This is a genomic window from Billgrantia tianxiuensis (assembly GCF_009834345.1).
GTDB lineage: Bacteria > Pseudomonadota > Gammaproteobacteria > Pseudomonadales > Halomonadaceae > Halomonas > Halomonas tianxiuensis.
Window position 1 is genome coordinate 2,741,756 of sequence record NZ_CP035042.1, and the last position, 25,102, is coordinate 2,766,857.

Genomic DNA, 25,102 nt, shown 5'->3' on the forward strand with positions numbered 1-25,102 from the left:
CTGGGTTGCTGGACGATGTCGATAGTAAACTCACGCACCAACTCTTCGCTCTCAGTGTAGGGTACACTAGAAACTCTCCAGCCAAACCATCCCTCAATGTCACGAAGTACAAATACTGGACTTACCCAGTGCCGTGGACACTCCTAGTCTATGTGTCATAGTGAACACCATTACTATGCATACCTAGCAGTACTGCTTGCAGGCCTACTTGCTTGAAAATAGATATAATTACGTCTTAGAGTTATCTGTGTGCTGATGTCTAGCCTACGAAGAGATTTATTACTTAAAACTTCACCCAAGGTATTTATGGCAACCTTCAATCCATAACTCAATTCATATGTTAAGAACATACTGTTTCCAGTCTTATAAATACCCCATACTCAAAGCGACATCATGCACCCTTTTTTCTATATATTCCATTGCCCACCCATAATCTTTTCTTTCACCCAAATAGACATTTGTTACAGCATCTCTACCTTCTTCCACTGATTTTTTTATTGCCTCTTTAGATGTAAGGGCTACGACTTTTTCTAAGTCAGCGTCACATGCGCTTACATCAATATAACTTAGAATTTTAGAAATAATATTTTTGGGGTCGCTCAGAATATCTTCGTATTTTAGTATAATATCAAAATCATCATAAACTATTTCTTTAAAAAAATTTTCTACATAAGAGCAATTTCTTTCTAAATATTCTTTATCGGACGCGTTTGGGGCCACATATTTTTTATACTCATCCTTTCTAAAAGTTCTTGAAGCAACAATATCCACAGGATTCCTCAAAAGCAACACACGTAATTTATTTCTGCTAAACTTTGAAATACGATTATGTTTTGCCAAGTGAGCGGAGTTACTTATCGTAGCAGAGAGCGAATCCTTAAAAACATCACCCGTATGAACAATATAAATTGCATCCAAAATTATATTTGCTTGATCACCTGAAATCTTCCCCATGTAATTAATAAGATTTTTTGGGATGTAAATTTCACCGCCATTGTGAAAATTTGGGAAAAAGCTCAACATCTTTTCTAACCAATGTGAGCCTGAACTGCCAGCATTAACTATATATACATGTTTAGGTGAAAACCTAGACCTCAACTCTGCTAAAGAGATTATGTTATCAACATATTTTTCGATTATCTTTTTATCATTGCTTCCGCACCCTTTTATAAGATTCTTCTGCAACTTCAACGAATTTCGACAATGCGTTTCTGGCCAAAACTTTTCAGGACTTAAAAGATAATCACGCAACATATATATATCCTTTAAAAATATTGATTTATGACACTAGATGTAGGGCTAGGATGATTAAGTCGCCTATAAGAGTTATCCCCTGCTAGCTGCCAGAGAGTTTTCCAGCAACTCATCCGGGAACTGATGTTGCTTAGCTTCAGTGGACACCGACCTAAACGATCATCCGAGCCCCTACATATCAACCTGATTCAGACAGAACGTTAAAAATTAACGTCGATTTTGCGGCAGTAACGCTTGCCGCCGATAGCACCGGAAAGTTCACCACGTTGTAGGGGGCCGGGTCGCCGCCATCAGTCTGTACCGGATTGATCGAGACACTGGCTGGTAGCATCGCCACCGTCGGGCGTCCCCTGTATATCACTCGGAGGGCGAAAGTCAAGTCGAGGGCTTGCTGGCGAACCTCCGCGATAGCGAAATAACGGCCGGTGGAGACCTGCTCTGGCGTGAAGCCGATCAGCCCGCTGTGATGATGATGCAATAGATGCGGTGCGATAACACTGCGGGCATGAGCGATGCTGTCGAATCGACCCGGGTAGTTCGGCTGGTATTTACTGGTCTTGAACTGGCTTTCATTGAAGGGGTTGTCGTTACTGACCCGTGGCGGCTATGGCTGCACGTCCCCCCCATCAGACCCAAATAGCCGCGCGCGATCATCAGCGAGCCCCGGCCCTGGTGGAGGGCCAGCGCACCGTGCGGAATGCTGTAGCGGTCTACCGTCTCCTAGAATAGCTGCTGGGCCAGCGCCGCATTCTCCTTGCGAGAGTTTATCCAGACCACGATGAAGCGACTATAAAGGTCCAGCACTACCACATAGAGGTTGAGATAGACGCTCCGGCGCGCGGTGGGGTAATTTTCTGATGCACCACGTCCAAGCCTCATTGACGACCCTGGCCGTGATCTGCGGCAACGCAGGGTGCTGAGGCGCACGCTGAGGGCGACGATCATCGCTTTCCTTCGCATCACGCAGCTGCCGATATCAGGTACTGAGTGAGCCGGGATAAATCCCTTGCTGCAGCAGGTCATGGTAGATCTCATACACCGGTTGATCCCAATACATTCGCTGTGCGCAATCTTGAGTATCCGCGTGCTCCTCAGCCGATAGCGCTCTTGGTTGCGGACAGTGCCAACGTGACGCCACTCGCTCAGAGGGGCCTTATCACGCCGCAATCACCACATACTGCGATTGATACCAAGGCTCGGCAAACCTTGACCACCGGGAGGTGCGACGAGCGTGCTTCCAGCACCGTCATCATGGCTTGTTCCCATTGATCATGCGATCGAGCATTGACAACGCATTTGTGGAGCGAAAGGCAGTCTTCGGCAGCGACAACTTCTGTTGCAGCTTGAAATTTTCCTGCTCCAACGCCTCGATGCGCTTCTGCTCTGGTGTCAGGTTTGCCTTAGGCTCCAGTGCGGTCTTGTAGAGCTTCTCCACGCCGTCCTGAGCGAGCTTTTTGCGCTAATTGGCCAGCTGACTGCTGTACAGCTTTTCGCGCCGTAGCAGCTCGCCGATCTCGCCATGTCGGAAGGCATCGGTCTCTGCTAGAATGCGCAACTTGTACTCGGTCGAGAATTGGCACCGCGTGCGCTTTTCCAGCTTCAGGTTAGGTGTGACCTAGAGTGATCGAGCAGCTCTGATGGCGGTTTAGACATGATACGAACTTCTGAGTCTCGGGCTCACAAATCGAGTTTAACTCACTGAGCCGGTGTATGGATTGAGGTTGCCACATAGGGACGTTCTTTGCCATGCGGCATTTTGTTCAGTGTACTGCCTTAACGGGATGTCCACTATTGTTGGGCAAATGCAGACAACCAAGTTGACAGAGCTTGTAAACCTCTTAATCAAACTCCGACTTGCCCCTAGATCACCATGGCGCGCGGCTCGTGGGCCAGAGTTTGCCATCGAGTTCGTTGCACACTTCATCCATCCTGACAGTCTGTTTACCTACCTTTGGAGGTCTAATTTCATCAGTTGACGTGTGTTGTTTAGAATCAATTAAGAAGTTCGTATCAGCATAACAACAGCTATGCTTTCAGTCCAAGATGACAGACTGAGCCATGGCAGAACCATACCGAAATAGTTAGACATTGAACTTGACAAGTATGTTCGCCCATGTTGGCTAAGTTCACCTCATATTTTCATGCGAAAATTTCACGTCGGCAACTTAGTACAACCTGCGCTCATAGTTAAAAAACAAAAAGTCTTTATCGTACAAGCGATTTATAACTTCGAAGCTTTTTTTATTTAATTCACGCAAATAATCTGTACGCCTAGTGCTTTCGTCACTTTCTTTAGAGATATTCACATGTGGCACTTTGCTCGTCACGACATTAGTTAATGATAGCACACTTCTTTCCCAGTCTTCCTGTAAATTTTCCAGCCTAAGTAACTTATCTATGCCAACTCTCCCATCTCGCATTAATAGGAAATTAACTTGCGGCATATAAAACCAATATTTTGCATGCTTTTTAGAATTAAACTTAACTAGATATTCCTGACAAAATTCATTTATACTTATTTTGTCGGAAAAGCCCATATATTTATAGAACGAGACTACTCTTGTATAGGGATTTCTTATCACTGAAAATTTAAAATAACTATCAAACATCTCATTAGAGACATATTTGTTTTCTAAGTATTCCTTAATCGTCAGGTGTGCCAACCTCGGAGGCGCACTCTCCCCATCAGCTCTTTTCCTTAATAATAGAGGCGCCCGATTTTTCCAAGTAAGTCCTGTCTCTCTTATATAAATATCTTCAATAGATTGGCCTCCGCACTTAGGTATATGCACAAAAATAGTTTTATGGAAATGAGATAACACTAACAACCTCCTTTGAAAAACAATTAAACTTGCAATGTATAACCCAAGTCTTTGATAAAAACTTCATCCTTCTCACTAACCGAGTCTTTTACCATACTTAAAATCTTTTCATCTAAGTCAAGCCTTGAATTCAAATAAAAATCTTTTTTCTCGGAAAAAGAACCTTTAGAGTACTTAACTTTTATTTCATCTAGGCTCAAGTCATTTGTTAAACCCATGCCTAATTGTTCATCTATCTTTTGCAAGCTATTGCCAGCATCGTTCAATATATCTTCATATTTGATATGAATTAGTTTGTTTTTGTCAAAACTTGAAATCCAAGACCTGTAAAAAAGCAAATAGAAGTCTATTGCTTTTATCGGATCTATATTTCCATTTTCATCTAACAAGTGTGACCTGTGAGATACTATATCTGCCGGATTTCTATTTAGTATGCTAGACAACCACCACAACGGGTGCTTAGAAATAAGCACTATTTTTAAATGTTCTTCAGACATCAAAGAGTCCTTAACTGTATTAAACTCCTTGTTTGTCATCTTTTTCTCGTCAGGCAATGCATGCTTCCATGCATAATAATTATTACCAGTTTCTATCAGTGTATAACTTGTTTGACTATTTTTTAGCACTTCCGTTAAAAAATTTGTCCCACTTCTCTGCAGTCCAATCACTTGGATGCAGCGTTTGTTTTTTAATCTGTACTGAGCTACTGTGCTTTTGAGTATTTTCTGTTTCTTGTAATGGGAACCTGTTGGAGTGCATATAAATTGAGATATTTCTTTTAAAGATGGCGAAAAAGTTTTGTAATTAGAATCTGTTATACTTGAAAAGCGTATTGCTCCCTCAAGAATAGCTTGATCAGCCCAAACAAGCTTGTCGGCTTGATTAAAAACACCTTTACAATAAGCTTCAATTAGAGAGGCAGTTTTCAAACCAGACTCAGTAGGCACAATAAGCCCAAACCCACATGTATACATACGCCACGGCAAAAGAGATCCTACTTTTCTTATTAAATGGTCGGCATCTTTCTGCTCCAGTCTTTCTTTCCACGTCTTCAAATTTTTTGTTATTGCACTATCAATTTCACAATAAAATACAGGCTTTAAATACGCCTTCAGTAGACTCCTTATTAAAAAAAGTCTAGCTGTAGCTGAAACGGGTATTTCTTTTTTTTCATTCACTGAAAACAGCTTATAGCTAATATTTAGATCCTCCGCCCATTCCTTTAACTTCTTTTCTACATATGATTTATCCATATTCACGAGAGCTATATGCACAAGAGCATCTTTCCCACAACTCTCCTTAACTGATGAGAGGAAATATTCAGCATAGGTATCGAAATAAAGCTTGTTGCACGAAACGCTTATGACGTATTTAATATTATCAAGATGCAGATCGTTATCGACCTCTATTGCACTGTCATTTCCTAACCAATAGTTTTCCTCACTTCCTGTTTCAAAATCAGTTATTACAAAAGATGACTGCCACAAAACCTTGCCGTTATATTTTTTCTTGAACTCAGACAATAAATTATTAGCCTTGCAATATTGCCCTTCTTTATTAGCCAACCCAGCGCTGTATATTTTTTTTATTACTTGAAGCTCAGGTTTTTTTGTTTTGGAAAAAATATCGTCTAATTTTTCTCTTGCCAAAGCTGGCTTCAAATTCGCGAGACATACCTCAAGGACAAAATATAAGGTCTTCTCATTTTTATTCTTATCGTAAGCTTCTATTGCGCACTTTTTCGCTAATGGTGTAAATACTCCATGCATTTTTTTCTCAGCACGGCAAATGTTTATCAGGTGTATCGAAGTTCCCGTTATCTCAAAAAGTCTTTTTAGATTTTTTATATAACGGTTATAATCATCAACATCTCTTCCTGGAACAAATTTCATCCTTTTAACTAAATCAGCATTCTCTCTTTCCAACTCCAACATCTCAACGTCAAAACTTTCGCTTTTGTTTTTCTCTTTGAATTTATTTTTGATAAAATCTTTAATCATGCTCAATCGAAAGCTTTCCATAAAAATCTCATACTCGCTATTGCATATAATATAGAATCAACCAATACGCTTTTTAAGCTCATTAAATATAACTTTTATATCGCAGTCGATATTTTTAAGCTGTGCTAGCTGAATATTAGCATTAGAAAGCGTCAATAAATATTCAGCAATTTCTTTAGTATCTGAGAAAATCCACTCATGCGGGTATATTTCTTTTGCACCTTCCCAAGGGAGTACCAGAGGGTTACAACCACTAGCTGCTCCTTCAGCCACAGCAAGATGAAAACTTTCATGATCGCTAACAGAAAGTATATAGTCGATACCAGAATACCACTCGGGCATATCATTGCCTTGGGGATCAAAAAAAACAGCTCCTTTTAGGTCTGGATCTGACTTGATACGATTATACAGTGCTTCGTACCAGGCCATTTCTTCGATACGCTGCGCCATCCAGGGGTACTCTTCTGGCCGCTTTCCTTTAACCCGTAAAGTGTAGCTGTCATTTTTCTTACGAAGCTGCTTGAGGACATCCAAGGCCCGATCCAATCGCTTGCTTTGAGGTACCATACCAACGAAGCCAAGTACTTTTCCGTTAGTTTGCTTACGCGGGACGGCTTTCATAGCGTCTGTGTCCACACCATTATAGACGACTGTACCGTTCCGCTTCAGCGTAGGGTTACGCTTCTGGGCATTGCGTAGCATATGTGGACCAACAAAGATCACGGTATCAAAAACTTCGAATGGCACCTTAACAAACAGAGGGCTACGCAACTCTTGAGCATGTAGTCGGCCCAATAATTTCTGCCCTTCCCGCTTGTTCTTGCCATACCAAATGGCATTGCCCAGCATCCATTCGCAGAACACAGTATCTGCCTGCCGTACCAAGCGCTTGCTGGCAATTTCATTGTGCTGGTTATGGCCACTCCAGAAGTCCAGCAGCACTCGAATTCCCGCTTTTGTGAAGTAAGGATAGAAAGGCTTGATGAACTTGAGATCATGCCCCGCAATTACCATGGTTTTCTTTGGGAAGATGTTAGGTGCTTGCTCATAGGTCCCCGCCGGCTTTCGCAGGGCCAGCGTCGGCTGCTGTGCAGCCCATTCGTCGAGTGCCTTGATCGGCATGCCTGCAGGAGGACGAATCAACTGAAGGCTAGCATCAATTGCTTGGCCTTCAAAAGCGATACCGGGCCACTGGCCAGCGTCCAAGGTGACCCACGGTCAAAGCCAATGCGCTTATGCGACGCGTATCGGGTGGGCCAAGCCAGATCTTCCAGGTCTTCTGGTCCGAGGGTTTCAAGCGCACTTGGTTCTGCCAATAGCCAGAGCGATTCGTCTTTGTCGACAGAACCACCGTAGGTATCACACTCAATACCGGCAGCTTCCAAGCATGTCCGAGTGTTCGCTTGCCACTGGCTAGCCACTACTCGATGGGGACGCAGCGATTGGTTCATGAGACGCTTCACAGCAACATCAGACATTTCGCCTGTCACCAACTGCAACCGAGGCGGTTGAGGCGCATCAATCACCAAGCCGGCGGTGCGCAGCATCTGAGCCAGACGGTGTTGGGTTGTGTGGGCACGCATAATCGCCCGTGCGCCTTTCATCGCCACTCGCCAGCGGTAAGCAGGGTACTGCAGCAGATCCTCTAGTGCCTGAGCGGCTTCGCTCTCAGTACGCACGATATTCCCAGCTCCTTCTAGGTAGCGGTTCATGCCTAGAGCAGGACCTGAGACAATTGGTGAACCGCAGGCAGCCGCTTCCATTACCCGACGCGAGAACATCGTGGGTGAATCAAGCACAGAATTGACGTTGATTTGAACTGGATGAGCCTTGTAGGCTTGAATCATCTCCTCGTAGCTGAGACTGCCAGCCACATAGTCGCTCAGGCCACCAGGATATTTGTAGGGTGATTCCGGATCATTGTGCTGGCGGTCGTAGATTGTGAGGCCCAAGGGCGCCGCCGCACTCATGATCTTGTCCATGTATTCGGTGCGCTCCGGGTAGCGTTCACCATAGTAAGTGCCGCCATAGGCCGCGGTGGGCTGCCAGTCGCGGGTAGAAGGCAGTAAGTTGTGAATCTTTGGCGAAGCAAAGAAAGGACAGCTACTTGCCGTTTGCGTTACCGCACTTGGAGTCGAGAGATAGGCAATGATCTTGCGACTGTCCGTAGTGAATACATGGTCACACAGGCTGGCCGCCTTACGGAAACGTTCGAAATGAACTGGATCTTCCTTGTTCCAAAAAAGAGAAGGAATACCTTGTTCACGGCAGTGATTAAGTAGTTCGCTGAGCGTATTTAATTCTTCGTCGCAGTAGTAGCCCACCTTACGGTGCCATTGCCCGTTATTGCCCCTCCAGGCAGATTCGACGAATAACGCGTCGATGGGCTGTTTTTCCAACTCTTCCCGCCAATTCTGAGGTGACAGCGGCACTACCTTAACGGCACTGGCCAAGGTGTCGGTAGTGAACTGATCGGCAATCAGGCCCAGCGTTATCTGCTCCAATGTTTTTGCTTCGGCAAACTGAGTCTCGGCAGTGCCTGCAGCGTTACGACGCAATCGCTGCAGAGCCTCGGCATAGCGTCGCGTTACGTGATTCCAGGTACGCTCCTGCTCGATCCATGCACGTGCGGCCTTGCCTAGACGCTTACGCTCTTCGGGCTATCGATCAGTTGCTGTAGAGCTTCGCAGAGGGCCTCGACGCTGTTTTTGGTGAATAATCGGGCACGCTCATCGTTGGGCCCAGCCATTGTCTTGTGAGGCGATACATCCGAAAGTACCAAGGCCTTCTCCATGGCCATAGCCTCCAGCGGCTTGAGGGCAGAGACCATTTCGGTTACAGCCGAAGACAGCCGAGGAATTGGCAAAATGTCCATACAGGAGAGATAGCGTGGCACCTCCTCAAAGGGAACCCGACCGGTAAAGCGGCACTGCGCTTCGATGCCTAGTTCCTTGGCCTTGGCCTTGACGGTGTTGATGATCTTGCCGTCGCCCACCAGCACGAAGGTGAAAGCTTGGCCTTTCTGCTTGAGCTGGGCCATCGCCTCCATCAACAGCTCCAAACCTTCATAGGCCACAGCGCTGCCCGCATAACCGATTACCGGCACACCGGGTTTTAGGTTAAGCTCCTTGGCAATGGTGGCGTCCGGCGCCATGGGCTGGAATCGCTGGGCATTGACCGCATTAGGCACCACCTCGATACGCTCTCGAGCCACCCCCCAGCTAGCAAGTTCATCCGCCAGCTCCTCGGTGAGAGTAATCACCAGATCCGCTTCCAATGCGGCTTGTTTCTCTAATTTGCGCATCAACCGGTAGCGCTCAGAGCCGGCCCACTCGGGCTGAGTGGAAGCCTGCGTCACTTCCCAAAGGCCACGTACTTCATACACGAAGGGCAACCCCAAACGTCGAGCTGCCACCAAGGCGGGCAGTGCAGTAATGTGGTTGGAGGCGGCAACAATAACCTCGGCACCATTAATCTGCGCCTCGCGAAGATAGTGGTCAGCTGCTTCAGCTAGATAGTAGTCCAATGGCGTCCTGGCTAGATTCCACCCAGACACCGCCGTATAGCTGACCCCCTCAACTTCTTCCTTATGGTAGCCTTTGTTCAACCCCTCTATGCCGGTATCCCAAGGAAAGCCAGGACGAGTAGTTGCACATACTTTCCAACCTGCTTGCTGCAAGCCTACTGCCACACCATGCGAACGGGTCGAGTAGCCATTGGTGGCGTGAGGCACTGATTGGTGTAGGCAGTAGAGAATATGCTGACGGCGTGACATCAAGCCTGGGTTGGGCTGTCGAGGAGGTATAGCCACCCCGTTTGCAAGGCGCATATATCCTTGGATCAATCCCAAAAGCTCAAGATTCTTTTTATCAAAGATAGCTCCACTTTTTCGTAGCTCTTCTAACACAGTGTACGCAGCGCTAACCTTTCCCTGCTTGTAGAACAGGTGAACAGCTTCTCTGAAAGACGAACGATATTTTATTTCATTTAATTTATTAAATATAAGCGAAGGCGACCTTACCACCTTTCTCCCATTAGCCAAAAGTCTCTTGACCTTTAACAGAAACGGGTAAAGCCCAACTCTCTGAGAGATATTTTTTATTTTTCTTCTTCCTAAGCCGAAGGTACTTTGTTGAGTAAACATCCCTATACTCTCAAATTTTAATATACCGAATATTCATGGAGTTCACAAAATACTTATCTGACTTCCCACACCCCACGACTATCAACAAGGTAATCAATCTTCACGCGAGTAGAAGGTATGGATTTGAAAGGCTTATGATCCACCAACAGTACTACGACATCGGCTATCTCGAGTGCCTGCTGCTGATCGGCCAAATTACCTCCCACCGCCTTTCCTTTCGGAAGCTCAGCGATATTTGGCTCAACTAGCAATACCCGTCCTGGATGCCGTGACACGATATTCTCGGCAATTTTCAGCGCGGGGCTTTCACGCAGATCGTCAATATCCGGCTTGAATGCCAAGCCAAAGCAAGCGATGGTAACGTCCTTGGCAGTCTTGTCAGGGTGGTGGCTCAGGAACTTGCCTACCGCCTCGTTGACCTTGCCGATTACCCACTGTGGCTTGCCATCGTTGACTTCTCGAGCGGTGCGAATCAGGCGCGCCTCTTCAGGCGTTTCGCTAACGATGAACCAAGGATCAACGGCAATACAGTGGCCACCCACACCAGGCCCAGGCTGCAGAATGTTCACCCTAGGGTGCCTGTTGGCCAGGCGAATCAGTTCCCACACGTTGATGTCGAGCTTATCGCAGATGATGGAAAGCTCATTGGCGAAAGCAATGTTCACGTCGCGGAAGCTGTTCTCGGTGAGCTTGGCCATCTCGGCAGTACGTGCCGTAGTGGTAATGCACTCCCCTTCCACGAAGATCTTGTAGAGTTTCGTAGCCGCTTCCGAGCACTTGGCCGTCATGCCGCCAATCACTCGGTCGTTTTCCACCAGTTCACGCACCACATGGCCGGGAAGTACACGTTCCGGGCAGTGGGCTACACGGATATCCGAATCCTCCCCATGGGTTTGCGGGAAGGTGAGATCCGACCTGGCTTCTGCCAGCCATGCCGCCATTTGCTCGGTTGCCCCAACTGGCGAGGTAGATTCGAGGATGACCAGGTCACCTTTTTTCAGCACCGGGGCGATGTTCTTGCTTGCCGCTTCGATATAGCTGAGATCGGGTACGTGATCGTTGCCATTCTCGGCCTTGAACGGAGTGGGCACGGCAATGAGAAAGGCATCCGCCGGCTCCGGCTCGGTGGTGGCGCGCAGATAGCCTTCCTTTACTGCCGCATGCACTACGATATCCAGTTCTGGCTCAACGATGTGGATGTCGCCACGGTTGATGGTATCGACAGCGTGCTGGTTGACATCTACCCCAATCACTTTCTTGCGGCGGGAAGCGATGACGGCAGCGGTCGGCAGGCCAATGTAGCCCAGGCCAATAACGGAAATCGTGTTGAAATTCATGGCTTATCCAATAGCAGCGAAAATCGAGGAAAAGATGTTCAAGAAGCGAGGCTTACTTCAGGCCAGCCAAGGCATCGAGGATGCGCCGACACGCCTTCCCATCGCCGTAGGGGTTATGGGCGTAGCTCATCTCTTCGTAGGCAATCTTGTCCGTGAGCAAGGTATGCATTTCCGTGACGATACGCTCTACATCAGTGCCTACCAGCTTGACGGTGCCTGCATCCACTGCCTCCGGCCGCTCGGTGGTGTCCCGCATGACGAGAACCGGCTTGCCGAGGGAAGGGGCTTCTTCCTGTACGCCACCGGAGTCGGTGAGAATCAGGTGGGCGCGGTTCATCAGATAGACGAACGGCAGGTAATCCAGCGGCTCGATCAAGTGTACGTTGTCGATGTCGGAGAGCAGCCGGTTGACCGGCTCCCGCACGTTGGGATTGAGGTGCACGGGATAGACGATCTGGGTTTCGGGGTGGCGCGCCGCCACGTCATGCAGCGCCTGGCAGATACGCTCGAACCCGCCGCCGAAGCTTTCCCGGCGATGCCCCGTTACCAGGATCAGCTTGCGACTGGCATCCAGAAAGCCGAACTGCTCGGTAAAGCGCTCTTGAAAAGAGGCGCTGTTCTCGAGCTTCTTGACCACGTCGAGCAGCGCATCGATGACGGTATTCCCGGTCACGAATACCTTGCTCGGCGCCACCCCTTCCTCTAGCAGGTTCTGCCGTGAGCGTTCGGTAGGCGCGAAGTGCAATTCAGCCAGCGCCCGGTCAGCTTGCGGTTGGCCTCTTCCGGCCAGGGCGAATAGAGATTGCCGGTGCGCAGGCCGGCTTCCACATGCCCTACCGGCACTTGCTGGTAGTAGGCAGCCAACGTGGCGGAAAGCGTGGTGGAGGTATCCCCATGCACCAGCACGATATCCGGCTTCTCCTCGGCGAGAACGCCCTTCATGCCCTGCAGAATTGCCGTGGTTACGTCGGTGAGGTCCTGCCCCGGCTTCATGATGTTCAGGTCATGGTCCGGCTCCAGCTCGAACAGTTCCAGCACTTGGTCGAGCATTTCCCGGTGCTGCCCGGTTACGCACACCTTGGCATCGAAACGATCGTCGGCGGCGAGAGAAAGGGCGAGAGGTGCCATCTTGATGGCTTCAGGGCGCGTGCCGAACACGCAGAGGGTCTTGATGGGCATAGGGGGCAAAAGACTGCTTGATGAGAGGGTGAGAAAAATTAGCGAGCCAAGAGCTGAATTACAGCTGCTTCAGCAACAGCCCAATGATTTCCTGCTGGCTCAATTCTGCGGTATTGACCGTCAGTTCTGCTGATTTAGGCACCTCGTAGGGGCTGTTAATGCCCGTGAAGTCCTTGATCTTGCCTTCGCGTGCCTTCTGGTAAAGCCCCTTGGGGTCGCGCTGCTCACAGATATCCAGCGGGGTATCGACATGTACTTCGATGAAGTCCCCGTTCTGGAACAGAGCCCGTGCGGCGTCGCGGTCGCTGCGGAACGGTGAGATGAAGGCGGTAATGACGATGATGCCGGCCTCGGCAAACAGCCTGGCCACTTCGCCCACGCGGCGGATGTTCTCGGCGCGGTCTTCCTCGCTCATGCCGAGGTCCTTGCACAGGCCGTGGCGGATGTTGTCGCCATCCAGCAGCATGGTGTGATAGCCACGGCGGTTCAGTTCCACTTCCAGAGCATTGGCCAGGGTCGATTTCCCCGAGCCGGAAAGCCCAGTGAACCACACACATTTGCCCTGATGGCCGTTGAGTTGCTCGCGCATGGCCTGAGTAACGCTGGTGCGGTTCCACACCACGTTGGCCTTGCTCTCGTGCTCGCGGAATTCGTAGGGCAGCTCGCTATCCAGCGGCTGATGAATCATCCCCGCCCCGACCGTTACGTTGCTGAGGCGGTCGATGACGATGAAGCAGCCGGTACCGGGGCTGGTGCGGTAGTCGTCGACGGGCACAGGAGCCGTCAGTTCGATATGGCAGCGCGCGATGGCGTTGAGATCGAGATTTTCGGCGTGGCGGTGCTCGAGCGTGTTGACATCGACCTGGTAGTCGATGGCCGTGACTTTGCCGGCCACGGCCCGGGTGGCTAGCTTGAGGTCGTACAGCTTGCCGGGCTCCAGGGGCGTTTCATGCATCCATACGATATCCGCCTCGAAGCCATTGGCCAGCGGCACTTTGGCTTCTTCGGCGACGATCCAGTCGCCACGAGAGATATCGATCTCATCCTCGAGGGTGAGGGTAATCGCCTGCCCCGGGTAGGCGGCTTCGAGGTCGCCATCGAAGGTGACGATTCTTTCCACCTTGGATACCTTGCCGGAGGGCAACGCCCTCACGGCCTGGCCGCGGTGAACGATGCCGGCAGCCAGGGTCCCGGAGTAACCGCGAAAATCGAGATTGGGGCGATTGACGTACTGTACAGGGAAACGCAGGTCGCGCAGGTTGTGATCGTGGCTGATCTCTACGCTTTCCAGCAGCTCCAGCAGGGCCGGCTTATCGTACCAGCCCATGCTCTCGCTCTTGTTGACGACGTTGTCGCCCTTGAGGGCCGACATCGGCACGAAGCGAATGTCACGGGCGTGGAGCTTCTCGGCAACGGCCTGATACTCCTCGACGATCTCGTCGAAGCGTGCCTGGGAGTAATCGACCAGATCCATCTTGTTCACCGCCACGATCAGGTGCTGGATGCCCAGCAGATCGCAGATGAAACTGTGGCGCCGGGTCTGGGTCTGCACGCCGTAGCGGGCATCGATCAGGATGATCGCCAGGTTGGCGGTCGAGGCCCCGGTGGCCATGTTGCGGGTGTACTGCTCGTGGCCCGGGGTGTCGGCGATGATGAACTTGCGTTTGTCGGTGGAGAAAAAGCGATAGGCCACGTCGATGGTGATGCCTTGCTCGCGCTCCGACTGCAGGCCATCGACCAGCAGCGCCAGATCCACCTCTTCCCCGGTAGTGCCGACTTTTTTCGAGTCCCTGGCAATGGCGGCCAGTTGGTCCTCGTAGATCATCTTGGAGTCGTGCAGCAACCGGCCGATCAGGGTCGACTTGCCGTCGTCGACGCTGCCGCAGGTGATGAAGCGCAGCAGGTCCTTGTTCTCATGTTCGCGGAGGTAGGTTTCGATATCCTCGGCGATCATTGCGGATTGGTGTGACATGGGAAACCCTAGAGATAAGAGAGAAGAGGAAAGAGGGAAGAAAACCCGGTCAGCCTGGTTCGAAGGCTGGCTGCTTGCGAATCAGGCCAGTCAGCATGGCGGCGATCTCCTTCGTTTCGGCAACCCATTGCTGCCCCTTCTCGCGTTCAATGTATCCAATTTCCATACCGATATAAATTTGTGTCCTGAGTTCGGCACAGGAACCTTTCGCAATATAGAGAAACCTGACGCGGTCGTTGACAGTAGGTCGTGCCATACCTTCTGCAATGTTGCTGGGTACGGATAAACCGGACCGCGTGATCTGGTCCTTGAAGCCGAAGTCTCTGGAATCAGCGAAGTGAAGATAGAGATTGGCGGATAGGCGCGCCGAGCGTTTCCATACGTCCAGTTTTTCGAAGTCCATTTCTCTTCTCTCTTCGCTCTTCCCTCTTGATACTTATGAGCCGGAGGCTCAGAAGTATCCTTCCCTCTTCTTCTTCTCCATCGAGCCGGCCTGGTCGTGGTCGATGGCCCGGCCGCTGCGCTCGCTGGTGCGGGTCAGCAACATCTCCTGGATGATCTCGGGCAGGGTGTCGGCCTTGGACTCCACCGCGCCGGTCAGCGGGTAGCAGCCCAGCGTGCGGAAACGCACCCACTTCTCCTCGGGCACCTCGCCGGGGGCCAGCGGCATGCGCTCGTCATCGACCATCACCAGCATGCCGTCGCGCTCCACCACCGGGCGCGGGGCGGCGTAGTAGAGCGGCACGATGGGAATCTGCTCCAGGTAGATGTACTGCCAGATGTCCAGCTCGGTCCAGTTGGAGAGCGGGAAGGCGCGGATCGACTCGCCCTTGTTGACCCGGGCGTTGTAGAGGTTCCACAGCTCGGGACGCTGGTTCTTGGGGTCCCAGCGGTGGAACTTGTCACGGAAGGAGAACACCCGCTCCTTGGCGCGGCTGGCCTCCTCGTCGCGGCGGGCACCGCCGAAGGCGGCATCGAAGCCGTACTTGTCCAGCGCCTGCTTGAGCGCCTGGGTCTTCATCACGTCGGTATAGCCGCTGGAGCCGTGATCGAAGGGGTTGATGCCCGCGGCCCGCCCCTCTTCGTTGATGTGCTCGATCAGCTCCATGCCCACCTCACCGGCCATGCGGTCGCGGAAGACGATCATCTCGCGGAACTTCCAGGTGGTGTTGATGTGCATCAGCGGGAACGGCGGCGGCCCGGGGAAGAAGGCCTTGCGCGCCAGATGCAGCATCACCGAGGAGTCCTTGCCGATGGAGTAGAGCATCACCGGGTTGCGGAACTCGGCCGACACCTCACGGATGATATGAATCGACTCGGCTTCGAGTTGCTTGAGGTGGGTCTGACGTTCAATGGAAATTTCAGGCATCGAAAAACCTTCGGTAATAAAAGAAGAAGGGAGAGGGAAGAAGAAAGAGGGAAGAAGCTCTTCTCTCTTATCTCTTATCTCTTCTTTCTTAACTCTTCTCTCTTATCTCTTCAGACTAGCCCGCAGGGCCGTTTCCCAGCGCTCATCCCGCTGCCCACATACGATGAAGAACGGGTTGAGCACGCTCTCCTGCTGGTTGCAGCGCAGCGGCTCCAGGGTATGGGCATTCAGTACCTGGCCGCCCGCTGCGGTAACCACTGCCTGGGCGGCTGCGGTGTCCCATTCGCTGGTCGGTGCCAGGCGTGGGTAGAGATCGGCCTTGCCCTCGGCAACGAGGCAAAGTTTGAGCGAACTTCCCATGGAGACGCATTCATGGGCTGGGAGCCCGGCGCGGAACGCCTCGAACTCCTTGGAGCCATGGGAACGGCTGCCGACCACTTGCCAGGGCGCTTGCTCCGGCTCGGGAAGAGGCCGCACCTGGATAGGATGCAAAGCCCCGCCGTTTTCCTGTTTCCATGCCCCCTGCCCTTGCTGGCCTACCCAGGTCGCATCAAGTACCGGTGCGTGCACGATGCCGAATACCGGCTCCCCCGCTTCGATCAATGCCACGTTCAGGGTGAACTCGCCGTTCTTCTTGATGAACTCCTTGGTACCGTCGAGCGGGTCGATCAACCAGTAGCGCTGCCAGGCCGAGCGAGTGGCGAAAGGAATTTCCGCAGACTCCTCAGAGAGAATCGGTACCTCTGGGGCAAGGTTTTCCAGCAGATCCACAAGGGCGTGGTGGGAAGCCATGTCCGCTTCGGTCAGTGGGCTCTTGTCATCCTTCGTCTCGACGTTGAAATCCCGCTCGTAGATCGAGATCACTTCGCGGCCTGCAGCATGAACGCCCTCGACCAAACGGGTGCGCATGTTGTCGGTAATGAAAAATGTCACAGATAATTCTCGCAATCAGACAGAAGATAGAAGAAGGAAGAGGGAAGAGGGAAGAGAGAAGTGAGAAGTGAGAAGAGGGAAAGTCCTCTTACCTCTTACCTCTTACCTCTTCAGCCGCGTAGCGGCATCTTGTCGCTCAAAACGACCAAACCAACGGTATCAACGCCACGGCGGTAACGCCTACGATCAAGCTCAACGGTGCACCGAGGCGCAGATAATCAATGAAGCGATAGCCACCGGGGCCTAGCACCATGAGATTGGTCTGGTAGCCCAGTGGCGTCATGAAGCTGGCCGAGGCGGCAAACATGATGGCAATGACGAAGGGCATGAAACTCACGCCCAACTGCTCGGCCACGGCCACGGCGATGGGAAACATCAGCACTGCGGCCGCATTGTTGGTGATCAGTTCGGTGAATAGCACCGTCATGAGGTAGACGAGCGCCAGTGCAGCCCATGGTGCCAGGCCGTCTATCAGCAGCAGCCACTGGGCGATCTGGGCGGCGGCGCCGGTTTTCGTCATGGCCGCGCCCAGCGCGAACGAAGCCGCTATCACCACCAGTACGGAGAGGTCCACATAGCGCCTGGCCTTGCTTGCCGGCACGCAGCGTGAGACCAGCATGCCGCCGCCGGCCAGCAGCGCTGCTTCGAGAATGCTCAAAAGCCCCGTGGCACTGGCCACTACCATGGCCGCGAGAATGCCCATCGCCACCGGAGCCTTGCGAAAATCCGGCGGCGTGGAGTCGTTCAGTGCGCTGACCAGCAGGAAGTCCTTGCGGTAGCGGTACTGATCGACGAAGTCCTGGGCGGTTTCGATCAGCAGCGTATCGCCCACTTGCAGGCGCAAATCGCCTAGCTTGCCTGGCAATCGCTTGCCATGGCGGGAAATCGACAGAATCACGGCCTGGTAGCGCGAGCGGAAGCGCGATTCGCGTACCGTTTGATTGAGCCCGCCGAAGTCCGGCCCGATCACGGCTTCCACCAGGCAGCGCTGATGGTGGGCAATATCCAGCTTGTGAACGTCGCCACTGGCCGGTTTCAAGCCGTGGATGCGGCGCAGCTCACGGGCGCACTCGGGCGCACCGATGAAAATGAGGATGTCGCCTGCCTGCAGTTCGGTACTCGGCGGCACGGCGGTAAGCAGACGGCCATGCCGTTCGATGTCGGCCAGGTAGCCGAAGCTGAGGTGACGCAGCCCCGCATCGGCGATGCTTTTGCCGACCAGCGGCCCTTTCTCGTCTACCACCACTTCTACCGAGTATTCGCGCGCCTGCTCGAGCTGCTCCAACACGCCCTGCCGGTTCGGTAGCAGGCGATCGGCGAAAAGGTAAAGAAAAGTGCCGCCTATCAGTACGACAGGGATGCCGACCCAGGCGAGCGAAAACATGGCAAGCCCGATTCCCTTCTCGCTTTGCAGCAGGCCATCCACGACCAGATTGGTACTGGTGCCGATCAAGGTACAGGTGCCACCGATGATGGCGGCATAGCTGAGCGGCAGCAGCAGCTTGGAGGGTGGCAGCCGCAGGCGCCCCGCCCACTCCTGAATGGCAGGGATGAACATGGCCACCACGGTGGTGTTGTTCATGAAGGCGCTCAAACCCGATGCCGGTAGCAAAACGCGCAGTTGCGCTTGCCGCAGGCGCTGTGGCTGACCCAGCAAGCGGTGCGCCAGCCACTGGATGGCGCCGGTTTCCTTCAGCCCGGCGGCCACGACATAAAGCACCGCGATGGTCATGACGCCAGGATTGCCGAACCCGGCCAGGGCCTCGCCGGGGGTCAGGATGCCTGAAACGACCAGAGTGGCTAGCGATGCCATGAGAATGACATCGGCAGCAATTCTAGTAAGAGCCAGCAATGCCAGCACCACCCCAATGACGCCCAACGTGGCTAACGCATCAATCGACATTTAACTTTTGAGCCACTTGGTTGCCTTGGTGCCGTTACCGTTCATGCAACGTAAACCGTCATTGCAGGGAATCGCCCCTACCGACAGCAAAATAGAGAAGCCCGGCTTCCCTCACTCGTACTGGATCGAACACATTGCGCCCATCCACTATGACGGGCGAGGCCAATTGCTGCTTCAGCCAGTCGAAATCCACGGCGCGGAAGTCTTTCCACTCCGTACAGATCGCCAGGGCATCGGCGCCTTTCACGGCCTGAATACGATCGGCCACCAGTATCAGGTCGTCACGGTCGCCATAGATGCGCCGGCATTCGCGCATCGCTTGCGGGTCGTAGGCCTGTACCTTGGCACCGGCGTCCCACAGGGCTTCCATCAGTACGCGGCTGGGAGCATCGCGCATGTCATCGGTGTCGGGCTTGAACGCCAGCCCCCATAAGCCGATGGTCTTGCCGCTCAGGTCGCCATCGAAGGCCTGCATGAGTTTGGTGAACAGGGTTTGCTTCTGGCGGCGATTGACCGTTTCAACCGCGTTGAGCAGTGCGGGCTCATACCCTGCCTGGCTGGCGGTACGCATTAGCGCCTGTACGTCCTTGGGGAAACAGGAGCCGCCATAACCGCAGCCGGGGTAGATGAACTGGTAGCCAATTCGCGGGTCCGAGCCGATGCCATGGCGCACCTGTTCCACGTCGGCGCCCAGCCTCTCGGCCAGGTTGGCAATTTCGTTCATGAAGCTGATCTTGGTCGCCAGCATGGCGTTGGCGGCATACTTGGTCAGCTCGGCGGCGCGGATGTCCATGAACATCAGTTTGTCGCGCAGCCGGTTGTAGGGGGCGTAGCACTCGCGCATCAATGCCTTGACCCGCTCGGAGTCGGTACCGACCACGATACGGGCACCTTGAGTGAAGTCCTCGATGGCGGCGCCTTCCTTGAGAAACTCGGGGTTGGAGCAGACATCGAAGTCGACCTGATGGCCGCGAGCCTCCAGGGCGTTCCTCACCTCCACGCGCACCTTGTCCGCCGTTCCCACCGGTACGGTCGACTTGTTGATGATGACCTTGTAGTCGTCAATGTGTTCGCCAATGCTCTTGGCCACGGCGAGGACGTATTGCAGATCGGCGCTGCCGTCTTCATCCGGCGGAGTGCCCACGGCGATGAACTGAAGCCTGCCGAAGGCCACTGCCTTGGCGGCTTCGGTCGTGAAGCGCAACCGCCCGGCGGCCACGTTCTGCTTGACCATGGCTTCGAGCCCCGGCTCGTAGATGGGAATCTCTCCGCGCTCCAGGCCCGCGATCTTGTCGGCATCGATGTCCATGCACATCACGTCGTGCCCGACATCGGCGAGACAGGCACCAGTCACCAGGCCCACATAGCCGGTTCCGAATACGGTAACGTTCATTGCCGTTCCTTTATGAATTCTCTTCCAGAGGTATAGTCGGGCTTGTGTTAGCCCAGAGCTTGATCGCCGTCACGCCGTGGCCAGAACGGCCTCGTCTGCTGTCGTCCCGGCGAGGTGATCGCCACCCAACGTCACCTCAAGCGAGTGCCCTGCCCCTTCGGCCCATTCCAGCAGCTTGGCCTTGGTATATCTCACAACCACTCCCTCAGGTCCGGTACCTTGCTCGACGGCTCTGAGTGAAGCACTGCTCCCACACGAATGCCGTGCGCCTTTTCAAGCCGTTCGATTGCCGGCTTGGATAGCATACCGTTACTCACGATGAATGCTTTTTCAGCCATCTGGCCAGGACCGGAGGTATCAAGAAGTTGCTTCAACTGACTGTATTCGGCTCGCTGAAAGCGTGTGTAAGCAAGCTGCTCAAACGCATGTGGGATATCGCCTGCGCCTTTAAGCTCCACTAGCACCACTACCTTCTTGTTGTGGCCCTTGAACAGGTACATGGCATCGCACTTCATGGCGTTATTCGTGAAGACACAGCCATCGAGCACTAACGCCTTTGCCTCTTCATTCGCGCGTAAGCTCAGGGAAACCTTCTTGCCTTGCTCTTCCAGCATCAAATCGGTCTTGCATACCGAATGGATGTTCCCCATCCGTACGCACTCGCAGTGACTATACGGACCTGTGTTGATCATCCATTCGATTCCATTCGATGTCGCGCATACGATCATAGAGCGCGTTGATGTCGTTGAAGTGCATCAGCAAGGTGTCATCCACCAGCCCGGTTTCCTCATCGACCAGTGAATGCTTGGCGCTGCTCTCCATCAAATAGGCACGCACATCGTCACTGGAGAGAGGCATCAAATGGTCGATTTCCTGATCCCCGGTCGCTGGTTCACCCAGTTGATGGCGCTTCAGATGGTTGTTCAACGCTTCCACGATGAAGGGGCTATGCGTCGTCAGTATGAACTGGGTGTTGCTGAAAGTGCGTAACAGGTCTGCCAATACACGGCGCTGCCATGAAGGGTGAAGGTGGAGATCCACCTCATCGATCATCACTACCGCCTCCGCACTCAGGGGATTGCTCAGGTGTGGATTGGCTAGCCCCATGCGCATGCTCAAATCGATGACTAGGCCTAGCAGGGTCTTGTATCCATCGCTGAGCTGCATCAAATCTAGCGTCTCGCCGTTGAGCGTTACGGCGAGCCTAAGAGGATTGACTTCTATATGGGGATTGCTAATGTCCGGAAACACTTGGCGGATGGCGCGACGGACGGCATCCAGCTCCTTGAGTGTCACATCGAAGCTTCGCCGTTCTTTCTGCAGGCGGCTCTCTTCGTTTTCCTTGTTGTAGAACCAGATGAATGCAGACTTGAAACTGCTGTGCGCCTCCAGCGCGTTTTCCAGGGCTTCCATGCGCGTATGGCTCTTGGGAAAACCTTTCCGTCTGAGCGGCACCTGCAGCACGGCTCGGCTCACACCGTAGTAGGCCACCATGGGTAGATCGTATTGCCCTCCAGCATTCAGGGGATCGATGACGGTGCTGTCTAGGTAGGCTTCCAGCTCCTTGAGCCCCGTGGCTTTCGGCGTAGCAGCTACCGTGGCCTTGCTCTTGTCGCGTCGCTGTATACGATCCCACTTCACGCCTGAGCGCAGGGTAAGCGCCACGCGGGTATAAGGCGCAAGTGCATTGCCCTGCTGGCGAATGTCTCCCGTTTTCCTGAATGTGATGCCCGATACTGATGGCAGATGCGTCAGTGCAGCCCCCAGGCCAATGGCAATGCCATCCAGAACGGAGGTCTTGCCGCTGCCGTTGTTACCCAGCAGCACTGTCAGGCGCCTGCCCAGCTCAATCTCGAGCTGTTCGCAGGCGCGGAAGTTCTCAAGCCTCAGGCGGTCAAGGTGCATAGGCTGTCTCGGGTAGTTTCTCGTCGTACAGGTGATCCGCCCCCAGCGTCACGCTCAACTCATGCCGTGCTCCTTCGGCCCATTCCAGCAACTTGGCCTTGAGCGCGGCCTGGGCGTGGGCGTCGCCGTGCACCAGGCGCACTTCCCTGGGCGGGTGGCGCATGCGTCGCACGAAGTTGAGCAGGTCGTGCTGGTCGGCGTGAGCCGAGTAACCGTTCACGGTTTCGATGCGGGCGCGAATGTCTATCCGCTGGCCATCCAGCACTACCCAGCCGCCTTTGGGGCCAAAGCGCTGTATGTCGCGCCCTGGGGTGCCTTGTGCCTGGTAGCCGGTAAACAGCACGCAGTGGCGTTCGTCACCCAGCATGCGCTTGAGGTAGTTGACCACCCTGCCCCCGCTGGCCATGCCACTGGCGGCGATCACCACTGCCGGCCGGCCGCTGTCGGCCAGGTATTCGATGGTACGCTCGTGGGCTTCGTGGCCTTCCACGGTGTAGAGGTTCTCGAAGCTGAGCGGGTGGCGTCCACTGCGCAGCCGCTGGTGGGCTTCGGCGTCCCACCACGGCTTGAGTTCGCGGTACACCTCGGTGAAGCGGGCGGCCAGCGGCGAATCGACGATGATCTCGAGTTCGCGCCAGCGCTCGCTTTGCGCGTTGTGTATCAGCCCTTCCAGTTCGTAGAGCAGCTCTTGGGTGCGCCCCACGCTGAAGGCGGGAACGATCACGGTGCCACCGTTTGCCAGTGCCCTGTCGATGGCGGCCTTGAGTCGTTCGCGGCGATGGCGCCTGTCTTCATGCAGGCGGTCGCCGTAGGTGCTTTCCAGCACCAGCACGTCGGCGCGATACGGCGGCTGGGGTGCCGGCAGCAGCGGTGCATGGGGGGCGCCCAGGTCACCTGAAAAGATGGTGCGCTGTTGCTTGCCACTGGACTTATCGAGCGTATCCACTTCCACGTAGGCGGAGCCGAGTATGTGGCCCGCACGCTGCAGCTTGACCCGCACCCGGTGGCGTTCGTCGTCGAGTACGGTGTGCCAGGTCTTGTAGTCCAGCGCTACCAGGCGGCCCTGCACTTCGGCCAGGAAGCGCTCGATCAGCGCACGGTCGCGGGTAAAGCCGACCTTGAGGGCATCTTCTATGACCAATGGCAGTAGCCGGGCCGAGGGCACCGAGCAGAGAATCGGCCCCGTATATCCCGCCGCCAGCAGGTAGGGCAAGCGGCCGATATGATCGATATGTACGTGGGTGACCACCAGCGCCAGCACGTCCTCCACCGGGAAGCGCACCTGGTGCTGCTCGAGGCTATCAAGACGCTCGGCATCCTGCCCTTGGAAGATGCCGCAATCGATCAGCAGTGCACGGCCCGGTGCAATCTGCAACCGATGGCAGCTACCGGTTACGCCGCTGGCAGCGCCGTGGTGGAGAATCTTCATTCTTCGTTCTTGTCGCGGTTTGTCGAACCCAGTTTCGCGAAACAGCGTCGTGCCGATGACCGGCAGCTTCACTCGGTTCGTTCCCTTACGTATGGGCTTTCGTGGCCGCTAGCCACTGTTCAGGCACGCTACCGCCCGGGGATTGTTCCGGGCGGTTCCCTGGCCCTGTCACGGAGCGATACCAGAACGGGAACGGGCCGTTGCGAAAACGCGCACGGAAAAGCACAGGGCAAGCCCCTGGCACGCCACTTCTCACGGTCCGTCGCCGAGCTGGCGCTCGACATTTCCTGAAGTACAGCATGGGTCGCTGCGCTTTCAGGCCCCCTGCCGAATATCGTTATTGGAATGGCATGATTCTACGGGACTCGGGCGCGTTGCTCTACCGCTGAGTGAATCCGAATAATGCTGAGCGGTCAGTGAGTTGTTCGCGTTTTACGAAAATATGACAGCGAAATCGCGAAAACGACTGATAAAGCGCCAAGACAACGCTAACTCAACGGCAGCGCCAAGCGGCTAGACGATGAAGGAGAGCGAGCAGGATCAGGCCGGCGGCTAGCCAGCCGAGGCCGGCAACCAAGTCGGTGAAGCCGCTTGGCACGCTATGGGGTGGACGAAAGCTCATGCCGTGCTCGGCAAGGCGTGCCACCAGGTAGGTGAGCGCCGCCACCAGGGCGAACGCGGTGCTGGAATGCCATTCGGCCAGGCGCCGGGTGACGCGCCAAGGCTCGCGGGGCGGCTTGGCGCTAGCCTTGGCGGCAGCTTTGGTGCCGGCGCCGCGCGATGCCCGGCTCGAGCCGGATTGGCGCGTGGCGCCGCTGCGCCTGGCGGGCTTGCGCTTGGCCTTGCCGCCACCCGGCAGGCCGGCGGCTACCCAGCGCAACAGGCGCGAAAGCGCCCAGCCCAGCGTGAACACGACAGACAGTACCAGGCTGCCCATCACCAGCAAGTAGGTCATTGGCGAGTATGGGTCATGGGTGAATCAGGCGATGTGGCCGAGCGTTTTCAGGGTGCGCAGCAGGTCGGCCACACTCTCCCTGGGCTGGGCGTATTCCTTCATCAATGCCTTGAGCTGCGCTTCGAACGCCTGCTGGCGTTGCTGCTGCTCTTCCGCCTCCAGCTCGGCCAGGCTGCGCACCGGCGGCCCCGTGGGAATGTCGAGACGTGAATTGGGCTTTTCCAGTTCGCGCAGCGCCTGAGCGAAGGCGTCATCGAGTTCACGAAACTTGCGCAGTTTCTCGCGCTCGTCCATCGATCGGTTGGGTTTTTGGTTTCTCATGTGTATCCGTAATTGCTCAAGTACCTGGAAGCGCTGCATGAATGGCTTCGCTTCCTTGACGGCACCCGATGGCGATAGGCCTCGAGTATACCGCCAACACCTCGAGTAGCGAAGGCCAGCCAGTGCGCTACCCTTAGAGATACGCGGGCTTACGCACAAGGAGCGTCACATCGCACCCGGCTACAA

Annotated in this window: 20 protein-coding genes and 1 pseudogene; all 21 read right to left on the reverse strand. The window is 54.0% G+C overall.

What is annotated here, in order from left to right; genetic code table 11:
* Nucleotides 1-363: 363 nt before the first annotated feature.
* Entirely contained in the window at nt 364-1,254 is an 891-nt protein-coding gene (locus tag EKK97_RS12810; protein ID WP_159552375.1) for a sulfotransferase domain-containing protein, read from the reverse strand.
* A 1,249-nt stretch (nt 1,255-2,503) separates the two neighbouring features.
* On the reverse strand, nt 2,504-2,689 hold the full coding sequence (locus EKK97_RS12815; RefSeq protein WP_159552377.1) for a hypothetical protein: 186 nt from the start codon (nt 2,687-2,689) through the stop codon (nt 2,504-2,506).
* A 730-nt stretch (nt 2,690-3,419) separates the two neighbouring features.
* Nucleotides 3,420-4,076 carry a sulfotransferase family 2 domain-containing protein gene (locus tag EKK97_RS12820; RefSeq protein WP_159552379.1) on the reverse strand — a complete coding sequence of 219 codons (657 nt, stop codon included), beginning with the start codon at nt 4,074-4,076 and terminating at the stop codon, nt 3,420-3,422.
* A 23-nt stretch (nt 4,077-4,099) separates the two neighbouring features.
* Nucleotides 4,100-6,076, reverse strand: a complete 1,977-nt coding sequence (locus EKK97_RS12825; protein ID WP_159552381.1) for a sulfotransferase family protein — start codon at nt 6,074-6,076, stop codon at nt 4,100-4,102.
* A 57-nt stretch (nt 6,077-6,133) separates the two neighbouring features.
* Nucleotides 6,134-7,282 carry a glycosyltransferase gene (locus EKK97_RS24690; RefSeq protein ID WP_236551211.1) on the reverse strand — a complete coding sequence of 383 codons (1,149 nt, stop codon included), beginning with the start codon at nt 7,280-7,282 and terminating at the stop codon, nt 6,134-6,136.
* On the reverse strand, nt 7,216-8,634 hold the full coding sequence (locus EKK97_RS24695) for a CgeB family protein (RefSeq protein WP_236551212.1): 1,419 nt from the start codon (nt 8,632-8,634) through the stop codon (nt 7,216-7,218). Before EKK97_RS24695 ends, EKK97_RS24690 begins: the two co-directional genes overlap by 67 nt.
* A gap of 80 nt (nt 8,635-8,714) precedes the next feature.
* A complete protein-coding gene (locus tag EKK97_RS24700; RefSeq protein ID WP_236551213.1) occupies nt 8,715-10,220 on the reverse strand; it encodes a glycosyltransferase family 4 protein in 1,506 nt (501 codons plus the stop codon).
* Between the two features lie 53 nt (nt 10,221-10,273).
* Complete coding sequence (wecC, locus tag EKK97_RS12835; RefSeq protein ID WP_159552383.1) at nt 10,274-11,557, reverse strand: UDP-N-acetyl-D-mannosamine dehydrogenase; 1,284 nt, start codon at nt 11,555-11,557, stop codon at nt 10,274-10,276.
* A gap of 52 nt (nt 11,558-11,609) precedes the next feature.
* Nucleotides 11,610-12,730 (reverse strand): annotated as a pseudogene (gene wecB / locus EKK97_RS12840) (non-hydrolyzing UDP-N-acetylglucosamine 2-epimerase).
* Between the two features lie 64 nt (nt 12,731-12,794).
* On the reverse strand, nt 12,795-14,708 hold the full coding sequence (gene cysN / locus EKK97_RS12845) for a sulfate adenylyltransferase subunit CysN (protein WP_159552385.1): 1,914 nt from the start codon (nt 14,706-14,708) through the stop codon (nt 12,795-12,797).
* A gap of 49 nt (nt 14,709-14,757) precedes the next feature.
* Entirely contained in the window at nt 14,758-15,111 is a 354-nt protein-coding gene (locus EKK97_RS12850; protein WP_159552387.1) for a four helix bundle protein, read from the reverse strand.
* A gap of 48 nt (nt 15,112-15,159) precedes the next feature.
* Nucleotides 15,160-16,077: a sulfate adenylyltransferase subunit CysD gene (gene cysD, locus EKK97_RS12855; protein ID WP_159552389.1), complete on the reverse strand. Its 918-nt coding sequence runs from the start codon at nt 16,075-16,077 to the stop codon at nt 15,160-15,162.
* 102 nt (nt 16,078-16,179) lie between these two features.
* Entirely contained in the window at nt 16,180-16,986 is an 807-nt protein-coding gene (gene cysQ / locus EKK97_RS12860; protein ID WP_159555791.1) for a 3'(2'),5'-bisphosphate nucleotidase CysQ, read from the reverse strand.
* A 160-nt stretch (nt 16,987-17,146) separates the two neighbouring features.
* Nucleotides 17,147-18,913: an SLC13 family permease gene (locus tag EKK97_RS12865; protein ID WP_159552391.1), complete on the reverse strand. Its 1,767-nt coding sequence runs from the start codon at nt 18,911-18,913 to the stop codon at nt 17,147-17,149.
* A gap of 58 nt (nt 18,914-18,971) precedes the next feature.
* On the reverse strand, nt 18,972-20,306 hold the full coding sequence (locus tag EKK97_RS12870; RefSeq protein WP_159552393.1) for a UDP-glucose dehydrogenase family protein: 1,335 nt from the start codon (nt 20,304-20,306) through the stop codon (nt 18,972-18,974).
* Nucleotides 20,307-20,375: 69 nt separating this feature from the next.
* Nucleotides 20,376-20,501, reverse strand: a complete 126-nt coding sequence (locus EKK97_RS25425; RefSeq protein ID WP_267963950.1) for a hypothetical protein — start codon at nt 20,499-20,501, stop codon at nt 20,376-20,378.
* Entirely contained in the window at nt 20,498-20,920 is a 423-nt protein-coding gene (locus EKK97_RS12875; protein WP_201296883.1) for a hypothetical protein, read from the reverse strand. The genes EKK97_RS25425 and EKK97_RS12875 overlap by 4 nt, the downstream gene beginning before the upstream one ends.
* Before the next feature lie 55 nt (nt 20,921-20,975).
* Complete coding sequence (locus EKK97_RS12880) at nt 20,976-22,211, reverse strand: AAA family ATPase (RefSeq protein ID WP_159552397.1); 1,236 nt, start codon at nt 22,209-22,211, stop codon at nt 20,976-20,978.
* A complete protein-coding gene (locus EKK97_RS12885; RefSeq protein WP_159552399.1) occupies nt 22,201-23,640 on the reverse strand; it encodes an MBL fold metallo-hydrolase RNA specificity domain-containing protein in 1,440 nt (479 codons plus the stop codon). The genes EKK97_RS12880 and EKK97_RS12885 overlap by 11 nt, the downstream gene beginning before the upstream one ends.
* A gap of 493 nt (nt 23,641-24,133) precedes the next feature.
* The gene (locus EKK97_RS12890; protein WP_159552401.1) at nt 24,134-24,595 is read right to left on the reverse strand and encodes a hypothetical protein; all 462 of its coding nucleotides are present in this window, start codon (nt 24,593-24,595) and stop codon (nt 24,134-24,136) included.
* Between the two features lie 24 nt (nt 24,596-24,619).
* Nucleotides 24,620-24,916: a hypothetical protein gene (locus EKK97_RS12895; RefSeq protein ID WP_234286213.1), complete on the reverse strand. Its 297-nt coding sequence runs from the start codon at nt 24,914-24,916 to the stop codon at nt 24,620-24,622.
* Nucleotides 24,917-25,102 lie beyond the last annotated feature (186 nt).